This is a genomic window from Azospirillum terrae (assembly GCF_053470425.1).
This window is the reverse complement of sequence record NZ_JBPXMR010000017.1, coordinates 48065-64363: the sequence shown is the minus strand read 5'-3', so window position 1 is coordinate 64363 and position 16299 is coordinate 48065. Positions and strand designations below refer to the sequence as shown.

Here is a 16299-nt window from a genome sequence, read left to right as displayed (position 1 = left end):
GCGAAACAAAAAACGTGCAAGGCATCCTCATGAGCACGGTTACGGAAACGCCCGGCCCCCCGAGGCCGGATCGCGAACCGGTCCAGACTCCGCCCCAAGCGTCGGCGAGGCCGCCGCGCCGGACCGCTCAGGCGATGTACGCCAAGCACGCCAAGGTCTATCCGAAGTCCGTCGCCGGCCCGTTTCGCACGATCAAGTGGACGGCGCTGGTCGTGCTGCTGAGCATCTACTACGTGCTGCCGTGGATCCGCTGGGACCGCGGGCCGGGCGGGCCGGATCAGGCCGTGCTGCTGGATGTCGAGGCGCGGCGCTTCTACCTCTTCTTCATCGAGCTGTGGCCGCAGCAGATCTATTATCTCACCGGCGCCTTGATCCTGGCGGCGCTGGGGCTGTTCCTCGCCACCTCGCTGGCCGGGCGCGTGTGGTGCGGCTACGCCTGCCCGCAGACGGTGTGGACCGACCTCTTCCTGTGGGTCGAGCGCCTGACCGAGGGCGACCGCGGCGAGCGCATCCGACTCGACCAGGGCAAGTGGGGTTTCGCCAAGCTGCGCAGGAAGGTGGCGAAGAACGCCATCTGGCTGCTGATCTCGGCCGCCACCGGCGGTGCGTGGATCTTCTACTTCACCGATGCGCCGACGCTGCTGCGCGCGATCCTGCATTTCGAGGCGTCCTCGACCGCGCTCGGCTTCATCGCCCTGTTCACCGGCACCACCTACCTGCTGGCCGGCTTCGCGCGCGAGCAGGTCTGCACCTACATGTGCCCGTGGCCGCGCTTCCAGTCGGCGATGATCGACGAGGACAGCCTGATCGTCACCTACCAGGACTGGCGCGGCGAGGGCCGCGGGCTTCTGCGCAAGTCGCAGAACTGGGAGGAGCGCAAGGCGGAGGGTCTGGGCGACTGCATCGACTGCTTCAACTGCGTCCAGGTCTGCCCGGTGGGCATCGACATCCGCGACGGCTTGCAGATGCAGTGCATCGGCTGCGGCCTGTGCATCGACGCCTGCGACGACATCATGACGAAGATCGGCCGCCCCAAAAGGTTGGTAAAGTTCGACACCCAGACCAATCAGGTCGCCATCGCCGCCACCGGAAAGCCGGGCAGGTACCGGCTGCTGCGCCCGCGCACCATCCTCTACGCGCTGATGATGGTGGTGATCGCCGGTATGATCGCCGCCGGCCTGATGCTGCGGCCGGGCCTGGAGATCACCGTGCTGCGCGACCGCGCGCCGCTGTTCGCGCTGCTGTCCGACGGCTCGGTGCGCAACGCCTACACCTTCAAGATCGCCAACATGACGCGCGATCCGCGCGATTACACGCTGAGCGTCGAGGGCCTCGCCGACACCACCATGTTCACCGCCGGCGAGGGGCAGGACCGCGCGGCCACCGCGCTGCGCCTCACGGCGGCGCCGGACACGGTGGCGACGTACCGAATCCTCGTCACAGCACCGGGCTCGCGTTTGAAAGACACCTCCACCCCCCTTACCTTCAGTCTAACCTCCGCATCCGGCGAGACCGCCAAACGTGATACGGTCTTCATGGGTCCGGGGAATTGATGCGCACGGAGAGCACAGGTCGATGAGCATGTCCACCGATGCCGGCAGCCACCTGCCCCAGAATCGCCCGCCGGTTTCCGGGCGCCGTCCGGGCTGGTACATCCCCTACATCTTCTTCGCGTTCTTCGGCGTCGTCATCGCCGTCAACGCGGTGATGGCGTATTACGCCACCTCGACCTTCAACGGGCTGGAGACCGAGGACCACTTCATCAAGGGCATCAAGTACAATCAGGATCTTGCCGGCGCCAAGGCGCAGGCAGAGCGCGCCTGGAAGGTCGATCTCAGCTTCGCCTCGCCGGCCCCCGGTAAGGCCAAGGTGGCGCTGAACCTGCACGACAAGAACGGCAATGTCCTGAAGGACGCCAAGGTGCGGATCAAGTTCATCCGTCCGACCATGCAGGGCTACGACCGCGCCGTTCAGCCGGAATACGCCGGTGACGGCCGTTATGTGGCCGCCGTCGATCTGCCGCTGTCGGGTGTCTGGGACATCCGCCTCGTCATCGAGCACGCCACCGGCGACTACCAGGATCAGCAGCGCGTCTGGGTTGATTGATGTCTGTCTGTCTCCACTGCGGGCAGGAGGTTCCTGCCGGCACGGAGCCCGTCTCTTCCGACAAAGCGGGTTCCTTCTGTTGTTCCGGTTGTGAGGCCGCGTACGAACTCGTGCGCGGCCTCGGCCTTGAGCGCTACTATGAGCGGCGCAGCGTCGATCCCCAGGCCCGCCCCCTGCGGCCGGAATCCGACGCCCCGACGGTGGACTTCACCCCGCACGCCAAGCCGGCTGCGGACGGCACCGCCACGCTGCACCTGATGGTCGACGGCCTGCACTGCGCTGCCTGCGTCTGGCTGATCGAAACCGCGCTGTCGCGCCAGACCGGCGTGACCTACGCGCGCCTCAACATGACGACGCGGCGGCTGACCATCACGTGGCGCGTGGACGAGACCGACGCCAACGCGGTGATCGACACCATCACCCGCCTCGGCTACCGCGCGGTCCCCTTCGACCCCGACCGCCTGGGCAGCGCCCAGTTGAAGACCGAAAAGGAGCTGCTGCGCTCCATGGCCGTCGCCGGCTTCGCCGCCAGCAACATCATGCTGTTCTCGGTGTCGGTGTGGTCCGGCTATAACGACATGGGCACGGCGACGCGCGACCTGATGCACTGGCTGTCGGCGCTGATCGGCCTACCGGCCATCGCCTACGCCCTGCGGCCCTTCGCGCGCTCTGCCTTCCAGGCGTTGCGGCGCGGGCGCACCAACATGGACGTGCCGATCACCATCGGCGTCATCCTCACCGCCGCCATGAGCCTGTTCGAGACCACGCAAAGCGGTCTCCATGCTTATTTCGATGGCGCAACGATGCTGCTGTTCTTCCTGCTGATCGGGCGCTACCTCGACCAGCGGGCGCGCGGTCGGGCGCGCTCCGCCGCCGAGCAGCTCATCGGCCTGCGGGCGACCCAGGTGACCGTGCTCAACCCTGATGGCCGCTCGGTCATTGTGCCCCCGGAACAAGTCCAGCCGGGCACCACCGTGCTGATCGCCACCGGCGAGCGCGTGCCCGTCGACGGCCGCGTGTCGGACGGCGTCTCCGACGTCGACACCGGCCTGATCACCGGCGAGAGCGTGCCCGCCACCGTCCGCCCCGGCGATCAGGTGTTTGCCGGCGTGCTGAACCTGACGGCGCCGTTGCGCCTGACCGTCACCGCGGTGGGCGAGGGCACGCTGCTGGCCGAGATCGTCCGCCTGATGGAGGTCGCCGAGCAGGGCCGCGCCAAGTACGTCGCCATCGCCGACCGGGTGTCGCGCCTCTACGCGCCGGTGGTGCACCTCGCGGCGCTTACCACCTTCCTGGGCTGGATGCTCCTGATGGGGGCGTCCTGGCAGGATTCGCTGATGAACGCGGTGGCGGTGCTGATCATCACCTGCCCGTGCGCGCTGGCGCTGGCGGTGCCGGTGGTGCAGGTCATCGCGTCGGGCCGCCTGATGCGCCAGGGCATCCTGCTGAAGACGGCGACCGCGCTGGAACGCCTCGCCTCCGTCGACACGGTGGTGTTCGACAAGACCGGCACGCTGACCGAGGGGCGGCCGGTGCCGCAGCTCGACGGCCTCGACCCCCAGGCGTTGCGCGCCGCCGCCGCGCTGGCCGGCGCCAGCAAGCACCCGCTGGCCCGCGCGCTGGTGCGCGCCGTGCCGAACGTGCCGGTGGCCGAGGGCGTGCGGGAGATTCCCGGCGCCGGCCTCGTCGCCGAGACGGCGGAGGGCGAGTTCCGCCTGGGCAGCCGCCGCTTCACCGAAGCCCCCGATCCCACCGAAGACGCTCCCGGCCCAGAGCTGTGGCTGGCCCGTCCGGGGCAACCGCACCTGCGCATCACCTTCCTCGACGCGCCGCGCGCCGACGCGGCGGAGGTCGTCGCGGCGTTGAAGGCGCGCGGCATGGCGATCAGCCTGCTGTCCGGCGACCGCCGCGCCGCCGTCGCCGTGGTGGCCGAGGGCTTGGGCATCGACGACTGGAAGGCGGAGCAGACGCCGGCCGACAAGGCCGCGGCGCTGCACGCGCTGGTGGCCCAGGGCCGCACCGTCATGATGGTCGGCGATGGCCTGAACGACGCGCCGGCCCTGTCCGCCGCGTCGGTGTCCATGTCGCCGTCCACGGCGGTCGATGTCAGCCAGACCGCCGCCGACGTGGTGTTCCAGGGCCGCCTGCTGGCGCCCATCCCCGAGGCGCTGCACGTGGCGACGCGGTCCGGCACGCTGGTGCGGCAGAACTTCCTCATCGCCATCGTCTACAACCTGTTCGCCGTGCCGTTGGCGGTGTCCGGGCTGTTGACTCCGCTGATCGCCGCCTTGGCGATGTCATCATCGTCGCTTATCGTCATCGCCAACGCATTGCGGCTGGCCCGTGCCCGCCGCCCGAGGGAACAGCACCATGAAAGAGCTTCTGTACATGATCGCGGCGGCGCTGAGCCTGGGCGGGATGGGGCTGGCCGCGTTCCTGTGGGCTCTTAAGTCCGGGCAGTTCGACGATCTGGACGGGGCGGCGAACCGCATCCTGTTCGACGACGAACCGCCCCCGCCGCTGCCCGGCGAGCGCGCCGAGCGGCGCTGACGGGGTATTCCTTTCGAACGGTGGGGAAAACCCGTCGGACGAGTAAGGTTGCGAAGTTTAACGGATATGACCATGATGAGGTCCTTGGTCGGTTAAGGCCCGAGCTGCCATGCCACCGTTTGATCTGAGCCGGCCCCGCGAGAAGGCGGCGGCCACCGACATGAACCCATGCGGGGCCTGCCCCGTGCGGAGTCTGACTGTCTGCGCCGCGCTCGATCCCGATGAACTGCGGCGGCTCGCCGACATCCTGCAAACCGTCCGCATCGAGGCCAGCCACACCATCTTCTCCGAGGGCGAGGCGGCCGACGCGCTCTACAACGTCACCTCCGGCACGGTGAAGCTGTACAAGCTGCTGCCCGACGGACGCCGGCAGATCACCGGTTTCCTGGTGACCGGCGATTTCCTGGGGCTGGCGGTCAACGAGAGCTACGCCTACACCGCAGAGACGGTGACCAGCTGCTCGGTCTGCCGCTTCCCGCGGCGCAAGATCGAAGCGCTGATGGACGAGTTCCCGAAGATGCAGCGCCGCCTGTTCTCCATGGCGTCGAACGAGCTGGCGGCGGCGCAGGACCAGATGCTTCTGTTGGGCCGCAAGACGGCCAAGGAGAAGATCTGCTCCTTCCTGCTGATGCTGTCCCAGCGCGCCGCGCGCCGCGGCCACAAGGAGAACCCCGTCTATGTGCCGATGAGCCGCGCGGACATCGCCGACTATCTGGGCCTGACGACGGAGACGGTCAGCCGCACCTTCACCCAGCTCAAGACGGCCGGCGCGATCTCATTGCAGGAAGGCAACAAGGTGCTGATCGCCGACATGGACGCCATCTACGACATGGCCGAGGGCTGTTGAGGGCCTTACGACGCGGAAGGGCCGACATGAGAAAGCTCGACAGCATCATCGACCAGCTCCAGGCCATGCAGCCCGCGCTTCGCCGCCGCTATCCCATCCGGGGGATGGGCGTCTTCGGCTCCTACGTCCGTGGCGAGCAGCGCGAGGACAGCGACCTCGACGTGCTGGTGGAGATCGGCGAAGGAATGACGCTGCCGGACTACGTCGGGCTCCAGATGGAGCTGAGCGACGCCCTGGGAATCCGGGTGGATCTGGCCGACAAGGCTTCGCTGAGGCGCCGCATCGGCCAGCGCATCCTCGCCGAGGTGCGGATGCTGTGATCCGCGATTTTTCCAGGCGGATGAGAAGACCCGCTTCGCCACCATTCGGGCCATCGAGATCATCGGCGAGGCTGCACGTCGTATCCCGAACGACGTTCAGGCCCGGTTCCCCGAGATTCCCTGGCCGCAGATCATCGGCATGCGCAACATCCTCGCCCACGATTATGTGGGGACCAATCCCCGCGTCATCTACGACACCGCCACGATCTTCGTCCCCGACCTGATCGCCAAACTGCCCGCCGTTGTGGCTGAACTGGATCGAACCGGATCGTGAAATCCAGGGGGGCTCTCCCTCAATCGGCAGAAAATCTTGCCAATTTCAGCCACTTATCATAGGATCATCATCCTAGATGTCTTTCGTGGCAAGATCGGACTCCGCAACAGCCTGAACTCTCTCACACCGTCATCCCCGCGCAGGCTCTCAACGGGTCCACAGGACCCGCCTGCCGCCAGCGCTGGCTGCGCCAGCGCGAGAGGCGGGGATCCAGGACACGTCGCAAGCGCTTGAATTGGCGGGGTTTCCTGGATTCCCGCCTGCGCGGGGATGACCAAAAAGGAAACGTTCAGTCCCTCCGGAAAACCGCAGCAACGAATCGAACACACGGCCTGACAGCGTTACATAGTGTTTCATTCCGTTTCATCCGCCTTCCCGAAAGGCCGCTGCCCCCACCCTGACCCTCCCCCGCCGGAGGCAGGAATGGGAAATGAGAGGAGCCCCGATGCGTCCAGGTCCCCGCAACCTCATCACCGACGTGGACGGCATTCGCGTCGGCAACGCGGCGGACACGCGGGTGCGCACCGGCGTCACCGTCATCCTGCCCGACGCACCGGCGGTGGCCGCCGTGGACGTGCGGGGCGGGGCGCCGGGGACGCGGGAGACCGACGCGCTGAATCCCTCGTGCCTCGTGGACCGGGCGGACGCCGTGGTGCTGTCCGGCGGTTCGGCCTTCGGGCTGGAGGCGGCGAGCGCCGCCGCGTCGTGGCTGGCGGCGCGGGGGCGGGGGTACGCGGTCGGGCCGGTGCGCGTGCCCATCGTGCCGGCGGCCATCCTCTTCGACCTGCTGAACGGCGGCGACAAGGACTGGGGCGAACATCCACCCTTCCCGGATCTCGCCCGTTCCGCACTCGAAACGGTCTCGCTGGAGTTCAGCCTCGGCAACACCGGCGCTGGTTTCGGCGCCAAGGCCGGCACGATCAAGGGCGGCCTGGGCAGCGCCTCGCTGGTCACCGACGACGGCTTCCAGATCGGCGCGCTGATCGCCGCCAACCCGTTCGGCTTCGCAACCATGCCCGGTCAGCCGACGCTGTGGGCCTGGGCGCTGGAGTTGGATGGCGAGATGGGCGGCCAGCCGCTGCCCACCGCACCAATCCCACCAGACCCCGGCCTACCCGAGCATTCCATCGCCCGCGCCGCCGCCAACACCACCATCGGCGTCGTCGCGGTGAACGCCGACCTGACCAAGGCGGAGGCGTTGCGCCTCGCCACCATGGCGCACGACGGTCTGGCCCGCGCCATCCGGCCGGCGCACACGCCCTTCGACGGCGACACGCTGTACGTCCTGGCGACCGGCACCCGGCCGTTGCCGGAGCCGCGGGCGTACCACCTCGCCCGGCTCGGATCGCACGCCGCCGATGCGACGGCGCGGGCCATCGGGCGGGGGATCTACCACGCCGAGGGCCTCGGACCGTTTCCCGGATACCGGGAACTCCACGGGGCGACGCTCCAGCGGCCTTGAACTCGGCGCTGCCGCACCGCATCATCCGCGGTAACCAAGGGCGAGGGGAGGTGGGTCATGCGGGGATGGATTCTGAAGACTGCGGCCGTGTTGACGCTGTTGCCCGGTCTGGTGCATGCGCAGGCGCGCACCGACCTCGTGGTCGGCATGCAGTTGGAACCGCCGAACCTCGACCCCACCGCCAGCGCCGCCGCCGCCATCTCCGAAGTGACGCTGGTCAACCTGTACGAGGCGCTGACCCGCATCGACGCCGAGGGCGCGGTCGGCCCCGGTCTGGCCAAGAGCTGGACGGTGTCCGACGACGCGCTGACCTACACCTTCAAGCTGCGCGAAACCGCCAAGTTCCACAATGGCAAGCCGGCCACCTCGGCCGACGTGAAGTTCACCCTGGACCGCGCGCGGGCGGCCGATTCGACCAACCCGCAGAAGGCGTGGTTCAAGGCCATCGCGGCGGTGGACACGCCCGACCCGCAGACGGCAATCGTCACGCTCTCCCGCCCCGACGGCCTGTTCCTGTTCCACATGGGCCTGGGCGCCGCGGTCATCCAGTCGGCCGAGACGCAGGCCGGCGACAAGCAGACCCCCATCGGCACCGGCCCCTTCAAATTCGAGCGCTGGATCGCCGGCGACCGCGTGGTGCTGGTGCGCAACCCCGATTACGACGGGCCGAAGCCGGCGCTGGAGCGGGTGTCCTTCCGTTTCATCGCCGACCCGGCGGCGCAGGTCTCGTCGATCCTGGCCGGCGACGTGGATACGGTCCCGCAGTTCAACACCTACGAAGCCCTGCCGCAGTTCAAGAACGACCCGCGTTTCCGCGTCGTCATCGGCACCAGCGAGGGTGAGACGCTGCTGTCCACCAACAACGCCCGCAAGCCCTTCGACGACGTGCGGGTGCGCCGGGCGATGGCGCACGCCATCGACCGCACGACGCTGATCGAGGGCGCCATGTCCGGCCTCGCCACGCCGATCGGCAGCCACTTCGCGCCGAACCGGCCGGAGTACGTGGATTTGACGGGCATGTACCCCTACGACGTGAAGAAGGCCAAGGCGTTGCTGGCCGAGGCCGGCTATCCGAACGGCTTCGAAACGACGCTGCGCCTGCCGCCGCCGATCTACGCCCGCCGCTCGGGTGAGCTGATCGCCGCCATGCTCGCCGAGGTGGGCATCCGCGCCAGGATCGAGAATTTGGAATGGGCGCAGTGGCTGGAGAAGGTGTTCCGCGGCAAGGACTTCGACCTGACCATCGTCGCCCACACCGAGGCGCTGGACATCGATATCTATTCGCGGCCCGACTATTACTTCGGCTACAAGAGCGACCGCTTCAACGCGCTGAACGCCGAGCTGGAGCGCACCCTCGACCCGGCGCGGCGCAAGGCGCTGTACGGCGACATGCAGCGCGTGCTGGCCGAGGATGCGGTGAACGGCTTCCTGTTCCAGCTTCCGGTGGTCACCGTGGAGAACGCCAAGGTCCAGGGCATGTGGAAGAACCGCCCGTATCAGGTGAACGACGTCACCGGCGTGCGCTGGCAGTGAACAAGTAAATTCACACAGATTGCACGGATTTATTCACGCATTACACGGATTTTTTATGATCGTGCGCAGCAAAGGCTTAAGGGAACGCCGGTGCGCCGCAAGCATCAAAGAAAATCCGTGTAATCCGTGCCAAAATCCGTGTAATCCGTGTGGACATAGTTGTTTTTCCACATGATCGCCTTTCTCTCCCGTCGTCTGCTGACGCTGGCGGTCACCGGCTGGCTCGCCACGCTGCTGGTGTTTGTCGTACTGAACGTGCTGCCCGGTGACCCGGCGCTGCTGATGCTGGGCACCGAGGCCCGGCCCGACACGCTGGAGGCCCTGCGCCGGCAGTTGGGCCTCGATCAACCCATGGGGCTGCGCTACCTGAGCTGGGTCGGCGGCATGCTGACCGGCGACTTCGGCGTCAGCTACACCTACCACCGGCCGGTGGCGGCGCTGATCCTGGAGCGCCTTGCCATCACGCTGCCGCTGGCCGGCATGGCGCTGGCGCTGTCGACTTTGCTGGCGCTGCCGCTCGGCCTGTACGCCGCGGCGCGTCACGACCGGCCGGGCGATTGGGCGGTGATGGCGTTCGGCCAGTTGGGCATCGCCGTGCCGAACTTCTGGTTCGCCATATTGCTGATCCTCGGCTTCTCGGTGCAGCTGGGCTGGTTCGCCGCGGGCGGCTTTCCGGGGTGGGCGGCCGGCATCGGGCCAGCCTGCAAGGCGCTGGTGTTGCCGGCGGTGGCGCTGGCGCTGCCGGAAGCGGCGATCCTGGGGCGGGTCACCCGCTCCGCCGTGCTCGACACCATGCGCGAGGACTACGTCCGAACCGCCCGCGCCAAGGGCGTGCCGGGCTGGACGGTGATGGTCCGCCACGTGCTGCCCAACGCGCTGATCCCGGTGTCCACGGTGCTCGGCCTGCAATTCGCCTTCCTGGTGGCGGGGGCGGTGGTGGTGGAGAACGTCTTCACGCTGCCGGGGCTGGGGCGCCTCGTCTATCAGGCGATCAGCCAGCGCGACCTGATCGTCGTGCAGAGCGTGGTCGTGCTGCTGGCGGTGGTCGTGGTGGCGGTGAACTTCCTGGTCGACGTGGCCTACGCCGTGATCGACCCACGTCCGCGGGTAGAGACATGACGGCCGGGCTGGACCTCGACACCCCGCGCTGGCGCGGCCGGCTGCCGCGCAGCCTGCTGCTGGGCGCGGTGCTGACCGGATTTGTGGTGCTGGTGGCGCTGCTGTCGCTGCTGTGGACGCCCTATCCGGCCGAGCAGATCCGAATCGTCGCCCGCCTCAAGCCGCCGAGCGCCGCGCACTGGCTGGGCACCGACCATTTCGGGCGCGACGCGCTGTCGATGATCATGGTGGGGGCGCGCAACTCACTGGCCGTCGCGGCGGCGGCGGTCGCCATCGGCATCCTGGCCGGCGTGCCGCTCGGCCTCATCGCGGCGGCGCGGCGCGGTTGGCCGGACGAGGGGGTGGCGCGGCTGGCCGATCTGCTGTTCGCCTTCCCGGCGCTGCTGACGGCGATCCTGCTGACCGCGCTGCTCGGCCCCGGCGCCATCAACGCCGTGCTCGCTATCGGCGTGTTCAACGTGGCGGTGCTGGCCCGCGTGACGCGCGGGGCGGCCTTGCAGGTCTGGCGGCGGGAGTTCGTGCGGGCGGCGCTGGCGCTGGGGCGCGGGCCGCTGTCGGTGACGGTCGTGCACGTGCTGCCCAACGTGGCCGGTGCGGTGATCGTGCAGGCGACCATCCTGTTCGCCGTCGCCATCCTGAACGAGGCGGCGCTGAGCTACCTCGGCCTCGGCATCCAGCCGCCGTCGCCCAGCTGGGGCAAGATGCTGGGCGACGCGCAGACCTACCTGTTCACCGCGCCCATGCAGGCGGTGTACCCCGGCGCCGCCATCGCGCTGGCGGTGCTCGGCCTCAACCTGCTGGGCGACGGGCTGCGCGACGTGCTCGACCCGCGCCACAAGACGACGACGCTTGGTTAGCGCGGGCGGTTGGCGAGCGGCGTGGCGTATTGCGGTTCGACGTCCCAGGGGAAGAAGATCCAGGTGTCCTGGCTGACTTCCGTGATGAAGGTGTCGACCAGCGGCCGGCCGGCCGGCTTGGCGTAGATGGTGGCGAAATGCGCCTTGGGCAGCATCTTGCGCACGATGACGGCGGTCTTGCCGGTATCGACGAGGTCGTCGATGATCAGCCAGCCCTCGCCGTCGCCCTCGATGCCCTTGAGCACGCGGGCTTCGCGCTGGTTCTGGTGGTCGTAGGTGGACACGCACACGGTGTCGATCAGGCGGATCTCCAGCTCGCGCGAGATGATCGCGGCCGGCACCAGACCGCCGCGGGTCACCGCGACGATGCCCTTCCACGGCCCCTTGTCGATGAGCCGCCACGCCAGCGCCCTGGCGTTGCGGTGCAGCTCTTCCCAAGAGACCGGAAAACCCCGTTCGAACGATTTTTCGCCCACGTCACGACTCCCAAAAGCGGTGCGCGGTGATATAGCCCAACCCCGCCGCTTCGTCCATCGGTGCCTGAAAACGGCTGATTTGCAGGGGATTTCCGGCGTCGAAAAAATTCTATCAAAAGGCTTGCACAGGTTGGGCGATTTGGCTAAGTTGCCGGCCTCGCCGGGGGGTAACACTCGCCGGTGTCGAGAACAGGATGCGCCCGTAGCTCAGCTGGATAGAGCACCAGACTACGAATCTGGGGGTCAGGAGTTCGAATCTCTTCGGGCGCGCCATTCTCTTCAAGGACTTACAGGCCACCTCCGGGTGGCCTTTGTCGTTTCTGCCATCGGCCCTGCCAACAGACAGCTTTACGCGACCTCCCGGATCGGAGGCCGCGCTGACGTCGTGGCGTTACGGGTGTGTTCGGCGGCCCGTCAGCTCGCCGGCCATTCCAGCAGGTGATAGATGCCGCGCAGTTCCACCTTCTGAAAGCCCAGCCGTTCATACAGGCGCAGGGCCGGGTTCGACTGCTCCACGTGGATGCTGGCCTTGGCCACGCCGAGCGCGCGGGCCTGCTCCTGCACGGCGGCGAGCAGGCCGCCACCCAGGCCCATGTTGCGGTAGGGGGGCAGGAAGGCGATGTCGACGATGCGCAGGTCGCTGCCGCAGTTCAGCAGGTAGAGCCGCCCGGCACGCGCGCCGTCCACCTCGACGACGCCCCAGGCGGCGCCGTCGTAGTGCTTGGTGTAATGGGCGTCCTGCATCCGGTACTGGTCGTGCAGGAAGGCCAAACGCATGTCCTCGGGCCAGCCCGTGGCGGCGACCTCCTCCCAGCGGTAGGCGATGTAGACGTCGCGGAGGAACTCGGCGTCCGAATCCTCCCGCGGACGCAGGGAGACACCGCGCGCGGCGAGGTGCGGGGGCACGGTGGGCAAAGCGGTCTGGAGCATGGGGCCTGATGGAAAGGGGCGGGGAGAGAGGGAGAAAAAACTCCGGCGGTGGTGAACACCACCGCCGGAGGGGCGGGATCAGGGCCTGACCGGGAATTCACCCTCGTTGCAGATGCAGTACTGCAAAGCCAGATAGGGCTGACGGTTCTCGTGCGGACCGCCGGTGCCGAGGTACGGGCTGAGCGTGTTCGCGTTGAGGTGCACCGGCGTGATCGACGTGGCCGTGAAAGCCTTGCCGTTTTCGAGCGTGCCGGATGTCGGAACGAACGCCGCAGCGGACAGGTAGTTGCCTTGGGGCGTGGCTACCCGGAGCGACTGCGCCACCGCGGCGCCGACCATATTGTGCGTGTGCGACGGCATCGTCGCACTGGTGAGGGTCACGGCATTGCTCCCGCCGCTGTTGCCGAAGGCCGGGTCGAAGGTATCGGACGGGTCGTCGCCCGCACCGACCGTCACCCGCCCAATGAGGTTGGGCAGCGCGAAGGTGTTGGGGGGCGTGCCGCCATAGGTGTTGCCGATGACGGCCCACAGCGCTTGGTACGCCTGGACTTGCAAGACCCGCCCGTCACAAGGGAACCAGCCCCGCGGCACGAAGTTGATCGCCATCAGGCGGATTTCGCCAATGAATGCATCCATTGTCTCTGCTCCTTTTCCGCTTACGGCCGCTGCGGGTACATGCCGGTCGGGCAGATGATGTAGTTGATGGCGAGGTAGGGCATCACGTTGGTGTGCGGCTGGTTGCCGCTCCCATCCGACTCAACCGTGCTCGGGGCCAGGTTTGCAAGGGTCGGGTTGGAGCTGGGCGGGGCATAGCGCACTACCTTGCCGTTCGCCGGGGTATCGGTCTGCGCCAGGCCGATACCCTCGGCGATCACCGGCGTCGAGCCGACCGTGGTGCAGGCGTTGGCGACGTGGGTGTGCGCCGGCAGGTTGGCTTCGACCAACTGCACCATGGAGGCGCCGCCGGTCTGGCCTAAAACGCGGTTGGTCAGGCTCGTCCCCTGGCCTTGGCCGACCGGCAGCCGGCCGCGCAGGTCGGGCAGCCCGAAGGTGGTCACGCCGTCGCCACCGAACGTAGTTCCAATCAGGGAGTACAGCAACTGATAGGTGTTGATCGGCTGCAGGGAGCCGTTGCAGAGAAGCCAGTTCTCGGGCGCGTAATTGCCCGCGAACATGCGGATCTCGCCGGTATAAGCCTCACTCATGGCGATGGTCCTTGTCGTTTACCGCCAGCGGCCCGCGAAACGCGGGGGCGAAAATGGAGATGGATGTGTGACCTGCGGGGCGCCTAATTCCGCGGCGGGAAAAGGCCTTCGCTGCAGATGGTGAAGTTCAGCACGGTAAACGGCTGCATGTTGTTGTGCGGCGCGCTGCTTCCGGTGGTGGTGATGCTGCCGACATTCAGCTGCGCGTTTGCCGTCCAGTTGGCGGCTGGCAGATACGCGGAGAAGTTCGTGGTGCTGCCCGTTATCGCGCTGACCACGTTGGCCATGTTGCTGCCGGCGGCCGGAATTGCCGTGCCGGGAGTTACGCAGGCGGTGGCATAGTGCATATGGGGCGGCACCGAAGCCGGCGACAGGGTAACCCCTTCCGCTCCAGCCTTGGCCCCAAGCGGGTACGTGCCCAGGGTCGCCGAAGCGCCGGCGCCGATGGGGGTCCGACCGCGCAAGTCGGGCAGCCCGAAGGTGTTCACGCCGTCGCCGCCGAACGTTTTGCCCAGCAGGGCATTGAGCGCCTGATACTGCTTTACCGGCAGCAGGGACCCGTCGCACAAGAGCCATCCACTGGGCGCCCAGGCGAAGCTCCAGATTCTGATTTCACCCACATAGGCATCTGACACGATTTCCTCCCGCGGCCATTCGGGCCGCTGTGCTGTGATCGGGCTGGCGATGGTGGCCGACACACCAGGTTTCGTCATGCGGCGGTATCGCCGAATTGAAACATTCGGATAGTATGACCATCGCGTACGACAAACGCAAGTTGGCCTGCGCTTTGTCATCCCACCAGACGGTGGTGGTGGTTCGGAGTTGCTGCTTCGAAAAGAAGGAGAATTGGCTTCCGGCCCTTCACTTGCGATAATAATCTGATATCAATACGAAAAATTATGGTGGTGTGTGCGAATATGCGTCAAAAAAGTGCATGCGGTGCTAGAGGATCTCTATTTTTTTTGGCGAATCGGAGCATCCGCCACGTTGGCGGACCGCAAGCCCGCGCAAGTCTCAGATGGATCGCGCGATGACCCGCATCGGTAGCCGAGACTTTGCCTTACAACAGACTTGGGATCGGTGAGGGGCCGAACGCACAGACCGCCGTTGGAACCCGCCATTGAAGCGGATAAACCCTATCCCGCGCCGACCATCGTAGCGCGCGAGAACCTTGGAGCCGTTTTCCTCGCGGTGTGAGCGTCCCTTTTTTGCCGTCCTGGCTGGGTTTGACGCCGAAGGGGGCGTTCAGACCAACGAGAAAACGGGTTTGGCTGTTCGAGAATCTTGGACAGGCGTTCGCGCCACGACGTGCCGGTACGGAAGCCGCGTCCTCAGGACCCGTTCTTGCCTGTCCCGTATTCCAGGGTGGAGGTGACTTTCGCCGTCATGGCAACCGAAACGTCTTCGATTTGCGGCGCAAGCCAGGGTTTGCGCCGCGGCGCTTCACTCGAAAGCGTATCCTCGATAACCACCGACTTTTCCTGCGTCATATTTGCCCGCCACGTGCTGTGCGTTTACCCAACTACGAATGTTCGCGGCAAAGATGCCACGGATCGGCCCGCGTGAAAAGGGAACACTGTCGGTCGAAGACCGGGTGGGACGGGAATTCACCACCTTTCATCAGGTGTTGAATGGGTGCGCGGCATCTGGCAGACAAGGGTATCAGCCTTTCCCACCGTCGCCGTAGACCGCCGCTTGCCATGCCCACCTACCGAATTGCCGGTTTGACTGTTGCCGCCGAGATGGAACTGCCGGGTGTGGTTCCGCTCACGGCACCGCCGGGCGAGGTGGACGTGCACATCCGCCGCCGCCCGGTGCCGGACCGGCTGGAGGGCGCGACGATCCACGGTCCGGTCTGGGAGATGGAAGGGCGGCGTTTCCTGCTGCGCCTTCCGGCCATTGGCCGTTTCCTGGCCGAAGACGGCCGGACCCTGGACATGGAGCCGGCGCCGGGGACGGACCCGGCGGATGCAATGCCCTTTTTGATGGGAACGGGCTTTGGCATCCTGCTGCATCAGCGCGGCGGAATGGTGCTGCACGCGGCGTCGGTGGCCGCCGAAGGGCAGGCCTATGCCATCTGCGGGCGCAGTGGGGCCGGGAAATCCACCCTGGTCGCCGCCCTCTGCCAAGCCGGTTGCAATTTCGTCAGCGACGATGTCTCCGCCATCGCTCTCGATGACGGTGGGCGGCCCGTGCTCTGGCCGGACGGGCGGCAGTTCAAGCTGTTCGAGGAGAGCATCGCGTTCTGCGATCTGGAGGAGCAGCGCCGGGGCGCCGTGCGGACCGGGATCGGCAAGCATTACGTCGAACCGCCAGGGCCGGCGGGCGACGGGCCGGTGCCGCTCGCAGCCATCTATATCCTGCGCGACCAGAAGCCCCCTCTGCACGCCGGGATCGAGCGCCTGCCGCCGTTGGACGCCGCCCAGGCCCTGCTGAACGAAAGCTACCGCCCCCGCATGGTCCTCGCCATGGCCAAGACAAGCCGCCAAGTGGCGATGACGGCCGCCATCCTGCGCCACGTCCCGGTCTTCCACCTGACCCGGCCGCGCGACCTGGATCGGCTGGCCGACACGGTGACGGCGGTGCAGGCCCATTGGCGTGGGCTTGCCGGGTGATGCCC

17 protein-coding genes, 1 tRNA gene and 1 pseudogene are annotated in these 16299 nt (G+C 67.2%); 13 read left to right on the top strand and 6 right to left on the bottom strand.

Annotated elements, in window-relative coordinates:
- Window positions 1-29 precede the first annotated feature (29 nt).
- From ccoG to ACSVDD_RS26780, 11 genes and pseudogenes are all read left to right on the top strand, one after another.
- Window positions 30-1553 (top strand): cytochrome c oxidase accessory protein CcoG, encoded by a 1524-nt coding sequence (ccoG, locus tag ACSVDD_RS26830; protein WP_448192493.1) that lies wholly within the window; start codon window positions 30-32, stop codon window positions 1551-1553.
- A gap of 22 nt (window positions 1554-1575) precedes the next feature.
- A complete protein-coding gene (locus ACSVDD_RS26825; RefSeq protein WP_448192492.1) occupies window positions 1576-2106 on the top strand; it encodes a FixH family protein in 531 nt (176 codons plus the stop codon).
- Window positions 2106-4556 carry a heavy metal translocating P-type ATPase gene (locus ACSVDD_RS26820; protein WP_448192491.1) on the top strand — a complete coding sequence of 817 codons (2451 nt, stop codon included), beginning with the start codon at window positions 2106-2108 and terminating at the stop codon, window positions 4554-4556. Before ACSVDD_RS26825 ends, ACSVDD_RS26820 begins: the two co-directional genes overlap by 1 nt.
- Entirely contained in the window at window positions 4477-4656 is a 180-nt protein-coding gene (ccoS, locus tag ACSVDD_RS26815) for a cbb3-type cytochrome oxidase assembly protein CcoS (protein ID WP_448192490.1), read from the top strand. The genes ACSVDD_RS26820 and ccoS overlap by 80 nt, the downstream gene beginning before the upstream one ends.
- A 184-nt stretch (window positions 4657-4840) precedes the next feature.
- The gene (locus ACSVDD_RS26810; RefSeq protein WP_448192489.1) at window positions 4841-5503 is read left to right on the top strand and encodes a Crp/Fnr family transcriptional regulator; all 663 of its coding nucleotides are present in this window, start codon (window positions 4841-4843) and stop codon (window positions 5501-5503) included.
- A gap of 26 nt (window positions 5504-5529) precedes the next feature.
- On the top strand, window positions 5530-5823 hold the full coding sequence (locus ACSVDD_RS26805) for a nucleotidyltransferase family protein (protein ID WP_448192488.1): 294 nt from the start codon (window positions 5530-5532) through the stop codon (window positions 5821-5823).
- A 16-nt stretch (window positions 5824-5839) separates the two neighbouring features.
- Window positions 5840-6097: pseudogene (locus ACSVDD_RS26800) on the top strand (HepT-like ribonuclease domain-containing protein); the annotation flags it as partial.
- A gap of 445 nt (window positions 6098-6542) precedes the next feature.
- On the top strand, window positions 6543-7559 hold the full coding sequence (locus tag ACSVDD_RS26795) for a P1 family peptidase (protein WP_448192487.1): 1017 nt from the start codon (window positions 6543-6545) through the stop codon (window positions 7557-7559).
- A 57-nt stretch (window positions 7560-7616) separates the two neighbouring features.
- Window positions 7617-9092 (top strand): ABC transporter substrate-binding protein, encoded by a 1476-nt coding sequence (locus tag ACSVDD_RS26790; RefSeq protein ID WP_448192486.1) that lies wholly within the window; start codon window positions 7617-7619, stop codon window positions 9090-9092.
- 171 nt (window positions 9093-9263) lie between these two features.
- Complete coding sequence (locus ACSVDD_RS26785) at window positions 9264-10211, top strand: ABC transporter permease (RefSeq protein WP_448192485.1); 948 nt, start codon at window positions 9264-9266, stop codon at window positions 10209-10211.
- Window positions 10208-11068, top strand: coding sequence for an ABC transporter permease (locus ACSVDD_RS26780; RefSeq protein ID WP_448192484.1), 861 nt, complete (start codon window positions 10208-10210; stop codon window positions 11066-11068). Before ACSVDD_RS26785 ends, ACSVDD_RS26780 begins: the two co-directional genes overlap by 4 nt.
- On the opposite strand, the gene gpt is transcribed toward ACSVDD_RS26780, so the two are convergent.
- Window positions 11065-11544 carry a xanthine phosphoribosyltransferase gene (gene gpt / locus ACSVDD_RS26775; protein WP_448192483.1) on the bottom strand — a complete coding sequence of 160 codons (480 nt, stop codon included), beginning with the start codon at window positions 11542-11544 and terminating at the stop codon, window positions 11065-11067. The genes ACSVDD_RS26780 and gpt overlap by 4 nt on opposite strands.
- A gap of 196 nt (window positions 11545-11740) precedes the next feature.
- Between gpt and ACSVDD_RS26770 the strand changes: the two genes are divergently transcribed.
- A tRNA-Arg gene (locus ACSVDD_RS26770) sits at window positions 11741-11817 on the top strand.
- A 141-nt stretch (window positions 11818-11958) separates the two neighbouring features.
- On the opposite strand, the gene ACSVDD_RS26765 is transcribed toward ACSVDD_RS26770, so the two are convergent.
- The 5 genes from ACSVDD_RS26765 to ACSVDD_RS26745 all read right to left on the bottom strand — a co-directional run bounded on the left by ACSVDD_RS26765 (window position 11959) and on the right by ACSVDD_RS26745 (window position 15169).
- Window positions 11959-12474, bottom strand: coding sequence for a GNAT family N-acetyltransferase (locus ACSVDD_RS26765; protein WP_448192482.1), 516 nt, complete (start codon window positions 12472-12474; stop codon window positions 11959-11961).
- Between the two features lie 78 nt (window positions 12475-12552).
- Entirely contained in the window at window positions 12553-13110 is a 558-nt protein-coding gene (locus ACSVDD_RS26760) for a phage tail protein (protein ID WP_448192481.1), read from the bottom strand.
- Between the two features lie 20 nt (window positions 13111-13130).
- A complete protein-coding gene (locus tag ACSVDD_RS26755) occupies window positions 13131-13679 on the bottom strand; it encodes a phage tail protein (protein ID WP_448192480.1) in 549 nt (182 codons plus the stop codon).
- Window positions 13680-13762: 83 nt separating this feature from the next.
- On the bottom strand, window positions 13763-14377 hold the full coding sequence (locus ACSVDD_RS26750; protein ID WP_448192479.1) for a phage tail protein: 615 nt from the start codon (window positions 14375-14377) through the stop codon (window positions 13763-13765).
- Window positions 14378-15010: 633 nt separating this feature from the next.
- Complete coding sequence (locus tag ACSVDD_RS26745) at window positions 15011-15169, bottom strand: hypothetical protein (RefSeq protein WP_448192478.1); 159 nt, start codon at window positions 15167-15169, stop codon at window positions 15011-15013.
- A gap of 210 nt (window positions 15170-15379) precedes the next feature.
- On the opposite strand from ACSVDD_RS26745, the gene ACSVDD_RS26740 reads away from it, so the two are divergent.
- Window positions 15380-16294, top strand: a complete 915-nt coding sequence (locus ACSVDD_RS26740) for a hypothetical protein (protein WP_448192477.1) — start codon at window positions 15380-15382, stop codon at window positions 16292-16294.
- Window positions 16295-16299: the final 5 nt, after the last annotated feature.

Bases quoted from the DNA above. Each gene is read 5' to 3' on its own strand.
- ccoG (WP_448192493.1), top strand. From the start codon at position 30: ATGAGCACGGTTACGGAAACGCCCGGCCCCCCGAGGCCGGATCGCGAA.
- ACSVDD_RS26825 (WP_448192492.1), top strand. From the start codon at position 1,576: ATGAGCATGTCCACCGATGCCGGCAGCCACCTGCCCCAGAATCGCCCG.
- ACSVDD_RS26820 (WP_448192491.1), top strand. From the start codon at position 2,106: ATGTCTGTCTGTCTCCACTGCGGGCAGGAGGTTCCTGCCGGCACGGAG.
- ccoS (WP_448192490.1), top strand. From the start codon at position 4,477: ATGAAAGAGCTTCTGTACATGATCGCGGCGGCGCTGAGCCTGGGCGGG.
- ACSVDD_RS26805 (WP_448192488.1), top strand. From the start codon at position 5,530: ATGAGAAAGCTCGACAGCATCATCGACCAGCTCCAGGCCATGCAGCCC.
- ACSVDD_RS26795 (WP_448192487.1), top strand. From the start codon at position 6,543: ATGCGTCCAGGTCCCCGCAACCTCATCACCGACGTGGACGGCATTCGC.
- ACSVDD_RS26790 (WP_448192486.1), top strand. From the start codon at position 7,617: ATGCGGGGATGGATTCTGAAGACTGCGGCCGTGTTGACGCTGTTGCCC.
- ACSVDD_RS26785 (WP_448192485.1), top strand. From the start codon at position 9,264: ATGATCGCCTTTCTCTCCCGTCGTCTGCTGACGCTGGCGGTCACCGGC.
- ACSVDD_RS26780 (WP_448192484.1), top strand. From the start codon at position 10,208: ATGACGGCCGGGCTGGACCTCGACACCCCGCGCTGGCGCGGCCGGCTG.
- ACSVDD_RS26765 (WP_448192482.1), bottom strand. From the start codon at position 12,474: ATGCTCCAGACCGCTTTGCCCACCGTGCCCCCGCACCTCGCCGCGCGC.
- ACSVDD_RS26760 (WP_448192481.1), bottom strand. From the start codon at position 13,110: ATGGATGCATTCATTGGCGAAATCCGCCTGATGGCGATCAACTTCGTG.
- ACSVDD_RS26755 (WP_448192480.1), bottom strand. From the start codon at position 13,679: ATGAGTGAGGCTTATACCGGCGAGATCCGCATGTTCGCGGGCAATTAC.
- ACSVDD_RS26745 (WP_448192478.1), bottom strand. From the start codon at position 15,169: ATGACGCAGGAAAAGTCGGTGGTTATCGAGGATACGCTTTCGAGTGAA.
- ACSVDD_RS26740 (WP_448192477.1), top strand. From the start codon at position 15,380: ATGCCCACCTACCGAATTGCCGGTTTGACTGTTGCCGCCGAGATGGAA.